This is a genomic window from Geodermatophilus sp. YIM 151500 (assembly GCF_025716945.1).
Taxonomy (GTDB): Bacteria; Actinomycetota; Actinomycetes; order Mycobacteriales; family Geodermatophilaceae; genus YIM-151500.
Map to the genome: position 1 here is coordinate 166,933 of NZ_JAOVZT010000010.1, position 5,672 is coordinate 172,604.

The window sequence follows — 5,672 nt, forward strand, 5'->3', positions numbered from 1 at the left end:
TCGCCGTCGCCGTCGCCGTCGCCGTCGCCGTCGCCGTCGCCGTCGGCGTCGCCACGCCCGGAGGAGGAACGCGGATGCCTCGCCGCTTCGAGCCTGGCCACCGCCGGCCCGCGGCGGGTGATCGCCGCCTCGGCCGCTGCGGCGTCCTCCGTGCCGGCCGACCTGCTCGGTGGGTACCTGCCGCTGCTGGCCGACGCCGCGATCGTCGGAGGCCCGACAGCGTCGAACTCGAGGCGGTCCGGGAGCTCGGGCACCGGGCGGCCGCCGGTGGTATTGGCGCGCGGAACGCGGTGGACCTCTACCTGTCCGCGACATGGCGGCTGTGGCGTCGGCTGCCCGTCGTGGTCCGATCGTCGGATCCGGAGTAGGTCCGCCGCGCCGCCGAAGCGGTGCTCCGGGTGCTCGAGGACGCCGTCGGCGTGCTCGTCGACGGGCATGAGTCCGAGCGTCGGGACATGGTCCGTCACGAGGAAGCCGTTCGTGCGGAGTTCGTCGACGACCTGCTCCGAGGCGATGGCGACGTCGCCCGGATGGTGGAGCGCGCCGAGCCGTTCGGGGTCGACCTGGGCCGACCGCACCACGTCGCGCTCGTCGCACCACGCGACGGCCACGGCCTCGGGGACCGCGTGGCGCTCGTCCTGGGACGGGCGGTCGTCGACCGGTGCGGCGACCGGGAGGTGCTGGTCGCGAGAAAGGACCGCACCGTCGTGGTCGTCGTTCCCGGCGGTCCTGTGGCCGGCTTCGCGGGCAGCCGCGAGCAGACCGTGGGCACCGTGCTGCACGAGGACCTGCAGCGGCTCGGAGTCACCGACCCCTGCCGAGTTGCGGCCGGCAGAGCCTTCTCCGGGGCCTACGGCGTCGCCCGGTCCTACGAGGAGGCCCAGGAGGCCCTGACCTTCGCCGACCGTCTCGGCCTGGACGGTGACGTCGTGCAGGCCCGGGACCTGCTGGTCTACCGGGTGCTGGGACGCGACCACGGGGCCATCGTCGACCTCGTCCGGGACGTGCTCGTCCCGCTGGAGCAGGTGCGCGGCGGCCCGACGGTGCTGCTGGGGACCTTGCTGGCCTACTTCGAGGCCGGGGAGGTTGCCACCGAGGCTGCCCGCAGGCTGCACGTCTCGGTCCGCACCGTCACCTACCGGCTGGCCCGGGTTGCCGAACTGACCGGCTACCGCGTGTCCGTGCCGCAGGAGCGCTTCTCGCTGCAGGCGGCCGTGCTGGGCGCTCGGCTCGTCGACTGGCCCAGGACGAGTCTGCCTGCCCAGCCCCAGGGCTGCTGCAAAGTCGTGAAGCGAGCCGCTGAGCTGGGTGTTTGAGGGCGGGCACGGGCCATGTGGTGATCTGACCTGAGTTGGGTCAGGGAGGCGGTCGTTCTTGGTCCGGATCGCGCTGACCTGCGGTGATGGCCGGGCTTAGTGTGCAGCTGAGGCACTAATCGTGGCCGGTAGGGTCCGGCGGTGGCCTGGATTCGGCGGGTGCGCACCGCCTCGGGGGCCACGGCAGTGCAGATCGCGGAGTCCATCGGTGGTCGACGGCGGATCGTCCGGCACGTCGGTTCGGCCCGGGACGACGCCGAGCTGGGACTGCTGCTCGAGCAGGCCCGCCGGCTGCTGATCGACGACGGCCAAGGGATGCTGGACCTGGGCATCACGCCGCCGGTCCGGCGGACCTCGATGCTGCCCCCGCCGCTGCCGTCCACTCTGTTCCCGGCTGCGGCGGACCGGCCGGTGCGCCCGCCGACGGTGCCCGCGCCGCGGGTGCTGAAGACGTCCTCGGGGCTGCTGTTCGAGGCGCTGGCCGGGGTCTACGCCGGGCTGGGCTTCGACGCCGTGGCCGACGAGGTCTTCCGGGACCTGGCGATCGCCCGGGTGGCGGAGCCGACCAGCCTGCTCGACGTCGACCGGGTGCTGGCCGAGCTCGGCCGGGTGTCGGTAAGCCTGTCGACCCGCAAGCGCACGCTGCGCCGCTGCCACGCCGGGGACTACCGCACCCAGATCGCCGCGGCGTGCTTCGCTCACGCCGCGGCCAGCGGCGATGTCAGCCTCTGCCTCTACGACGTGACCACGTTGTACTTCGAGGCCGAACACGAAGATGACCTGCGGAAGGTCGGCTACTCCAAGGAGCGCCGGGTCGACCCGCAGATCGTGGTCGGGCTGCTGGTCGACGGGGCGGGTTCCCGCTGGAGATCGGCTGCTTCGAAGGCAACCGCGCGGAGACGACCACGCTGATCCCGATCATCGAGGCCTTCCGCGAGCGGCACGGCATCGCGGACCTGGTCATCGTCGCCGACGCCGGCATGCTCTCGGCGGCCAACCTGACCGCGCTGGACGACGCGAACCTGCGGTTCATCGTCGGTTCCCGCACCGCCCGGGCGCCGGGCGATCTGGAGTCCCACTTCCACTGGCACGGCGACGCCTTCGCCGACGGGCAGGTCATCGACACCCTCACGCCCAAGACCAGGCGCGGCGGCAAGTCGCGAGAAAACAGCACGGCGCTGCGCGCCGAACCCGTGTGGGCTCAAGAACAATCGCAATGAGGGTGATCGAGCAAGGAATGCGCTGACGGTCAAAGCGTAGACATAACCGCGACCCCCCTGTATCGCCATAGGCCAGCTAGTGCACAGAGCTGGATCAGGCTGACAAGGAAGGCCGCGACGGCTATCGGTTCAACCCAGTAGAACTGATAGATGAGGCCGTACGCGAAGTGTAGACACCTGTAACTGCCAGGGCGAATCTGATGAGAATTGGTGCCGTCAAGACTACTCGCCGCCCCGACGCCCAGCGACATCTCTGATGGTCTTTTGCAATAGCGCCGTGTCAAGTAGATTATAACGACTTCTTCCACTCTTACAAGGCGAGAACTCGCCTACGGCTCCGGCGTCCCGATGAGCAAGTCGCTCGTCAGCGCGCGTGTTGACTCAATCGGATGGTCGATGCTCACAATACCGATAGAAGGTTGCCCGGCTAATCTGCAACGTTCTGCAGATGCTGGTCACTCCGGTGACCGCCCCTTCCACCCTCTGACCGCGCCTCCACCGCATCCTAAGGAACGGTACTCGCACCCCTTGCTGCCGCTGACGAAGCCGAGGATCCTCTCCCCTACCCCTCGTCGAGTACTCGGGCGAATCCCACAACGCACAGCCCAGCTAGCAGCGACCACGACATGGTCCAGACCAGGTGGCGCCCGAACCCTCACCGAGGGTGCAGCTCGCACAACCCATAGGGAGCTCTGTCATGGGGCGACACGCAGTGAGATCTTCCGCAGGATGGCTAACGTGCCGTCGGCTAACCAGCATGCGGAGGCCGGTAAGGACGACACGACGGCTGCTCGCCGCGATCAGCGCGGTAACGCTTACGACCACCTCTCTTGTCTTTGGTGGCGCGGCAACAGCGCTGGCGCCTACAACGACCGTGACCGTACCGGCCACTCAACCCTGGACAGATTCGAGTGTTGACGTCAGCGGATCAGTTACTCTGCAAGCCAGCGGAACGATCAACGTCGGGGGCCCAGAAGGCGACCTCGGCCCCGCCGGCAGCCAGGCTGGCTGCGTGGCTGGGCCCTCGACCTTCAGCGGGCAGTGGGTGGCCTATGGGGCTCCCTGTTGGTCCCTCATCGGCCGTGTAGGCGAGGGTGGCCAGCTGTTCGCGATCGGCAATGGTGGAACGTTCCCGGTCCCTTCGGGACGGCTGTACCTCGGTGTTGACGACGAGGTGGCGGCATTCGGGGACAACAGCGGAAGCTGGACGGTTCAGGTCATTACTCCAGAGCCTGTGCCGACGCCGAAGCCCCCAGAACCCTCTCCGGCGAACTGCCGAATTAACGTCCACGCGGCGCTGATATTCGCATACCGCCACCTTTACATAGTTTATACGGACCCTAGCGGTGGCACTTACCACTACGAGGCTTACCCGAGCGGCTGGATATTCCCAAGTGGAACGGTTAAGCCGGCCCATGGGCCTGGACCATCCAGTGTAACCCCAGTCGGTATTCCGGCGATCTCCATTCTGAAGAAGTCCGTCGTTGAGACCGGCTCTAAGGCCTGCGGCAAGGATGCCAACGGCAAGCCCGTATCAGGATTCGGATCGCAAGTCGCCGCAGGGCCCCATAGGTGCTTCCTGGACCAGTCGACGCGCATCGAACAGGCGCAGATCCCCTACGAGCTGAAAAAGCGGAATAGCAACGCCTATGTATACACGCTCCTGAACAACTGTGGCCTCGAAAAGAAAAAGCCGACCTCAGACCGCCAGACGCCAGGTTGGGGAGAGTTGCTGTAAGAACGTGGCACCCCTACCGCACGGGCCTAGGAGGAAGAAGTTTGCATGAATCGCCTCAAAGAAGGGGAGGAACCGGGAAGGAGTCGCCGATGGTCGGGAAAGGGGAAAGGCCAATGGATACAAGGTCAACCCGCGCGGCCGGATCGAGCGGCTCCGACTGTGCCCCTGTTAGCGTATCTGTGTGGTGACAGGGGTGCGGCCAGTTAAGAACTTCGATATGGCTTGGGCGGTTTCACCACTCGGCCCATGAAACCATCACTGGTTATCGTAACCTCGATGACTGTGCCGGGCGTGATCCCGCACTGCCTACGGACAATGTCAGGGATGGTTAGCACGCCGTCTGCCTGCAGTGTTGCTGTATAGCTCCTTTTCCTCCCCATAGCTTCCCGTTACGCCGCTTCCTTCCTGAGAGACAGCACCCGGACATCCTTCATCGGGAAGTCCTGGATATTGCTGGTCAGCAGTATCGCGTCCTTGTCGCGGGCTAAGGCTGCAAGCAAGGAATTAGTTGTGGACAGCGTGCGTCTCGCCTCAGAGACAGTCTTCCGGTACAGGCCTGCCTGTCGCGCGTGCCAGACCCCCGGGAGCAACAATCACTCAGGCGAAGTTGGGCTGCGTACGACAGCAAGAGTAATCAGCTCTCCCACTTGATACGCGTCTTCTCACTCAGTCCGCTGTATAGCTCGGCCACAGTAATTGAACACAATGCAACCTCGTCGTCGCGCTCTATCAACTCCTGGATGCGTTGAGGGGTACCACCGGTACCCAAGACGCGGTCAATGAGGGTATCAGTGTCAAGAAGGTACTTCATACTTCACGGATGCGGTCATTCCCCGCTCGGAGGTCATGCACCCACTTTGAGACAGCCTTAGAAATCTCCCAGCCGGGAGTGTCTTCCGCATCCGGAGGGCAGCTTCATCACTTCACGAGTAAGCCGTTTCAGGCGCTCGCGTTTCAGCTTCTCAGTTGCTGCCTCAATCAAAAAGCCTGTACGACGCCGGGGATCGACCAATTCGTCGATCTCCTCGATGAGCGCCTCAGGGCGATGAAATGGACTCTAGTGCCCCGTCGCGGTGCTCCTTTATGTGATCGCGCCGTCAGAGTGACCATTTCTCATGGCCGCGCACGTGCGGGTGGTGCAGGTTCCGGAGGCTGATCGGCGGGAGCTGCAACGGCGGGCGCGGGACAAGGGCGCGCCGGCCCGGGTGGTCGAGCGTGCCCGGATCGTGCTGCTGGCCGCCGACGAGGTACCAGGGCTGCTGCAAAGTCGTGAAGCGAGCCGCTGAGCTGGGTGTTTGAGGGCGGGCACGGGCCATGTGGTGATCTGAAGGTGTCTGAAGTCATCGATCACCAGCGAGAGGCCCGTGCCCGCGCCTTCATCTTCCCCGTCCGTCCTGC

The 5,672-nt window shown here is 65.7% G+C and carries 6 protein-coding genes; 5 read left to right on the forward strand and 1 reads right to left on the reverse strand.

Going from position 1 to position 5,672, the window contains the following annotated elements; all coding sequences use genetic code 11:
- Positions 1–437: hypothetical protein (locus tag OF117_RS16670; protein WP_263553964.1), on the reverse strand; the 437-nt coding region annotated here is incomplete at its 3' end.
- A gap of 93 nt (positions 438–530) precedes the next feature.
- Here OF117_RS16670 and OF117_RS16675 point away from each other — a divergent pair.
- From OF117_RS16675 to OF117_RS16695, 5 genes are all read left to right on the forward strand, one after another.
- On the forward strand, positions 531–1,316 hold the full coding sequence (locus OF117_RS16675) for a PucR family transcriptional regulator (protein WP_263553973.1): 786 nt from the start codon (positions 531–533) through the stop codon (positions 1,314–1,316).
- A 141-nt stretch (positions 1,317–1,457) separates the two neighbouring features.
- Positions 1,458–2,228 carry a hypothetical protein gene (locus OF117_RS16680; RefSeq protein WP_263553965.1) on the forward strand — a complete coding sequence of 257 codons (771 nt, stop codon included), beginning with the start codon at positions 1,458–1,460 and terminating at the stop codon, positions 2,226–2,228.
- Positions 2,225–2,536 (forward strand): hypothetical protein, encoded by a 312-nt coding sequence (locus OF117_RS16685; protein ID WP_263553974.1) that lies wholly within the window; start codon positions 2,225–2,227, stop codon positions 2,534–2,536. The genes OF117_RS16680 and OF117_RS16685 overlap by 4 nt, the downstream gene beginning before the upstream one ends.
- A 1,012-nt stretch (positions 2,537–3,548) precedes the next feature.
- The gene (locus OF117_RS16690) at positions 3,549–4,274 is read left to right on the forward strand and encodes a hypothetical protein (protein WP_263553966.1); all 726 of its coding nucleotides are present in this window, start codon (positions 3,549–3,551) and stop codon (positions 4,272–4,274) included.
- A gap of 1,115 nt (positions 4,275–5,389) precedes the next feature.
- Positions 5,390–5,560 carry a hypothetical protein gene (locus tag OF117_RS16695; RefSeq protein ID WP_263553967.1) on the forward strand — a complete coding sequence of 57 codons (171 nt, stop codon included), beginning with the start codon at positions 5,390–5,392 and terminating at the stop codon, positions 5,558–5,560.
- Positions 5,561–5,672 lie beyond the last annotated feature (112 nt).

Bases quoted from the DNA above. Each gene is read 5' to 3' on its own strand.
- OF117_RS16675 (WP_263553973.1), top strand. From the start codon at position 531: ATGGTGGAGCGCGCCGAGCCGTTCGGGGTCGACCTGGGCCGACCGCAC.
- OF117_RS16695 (WP_263553967.1), top strand. From the start codon at position 5,390: ATGGCCGCGCACGTGCGGGTGGTGCAGGTTCCGGAGGCTGATCGGCGG.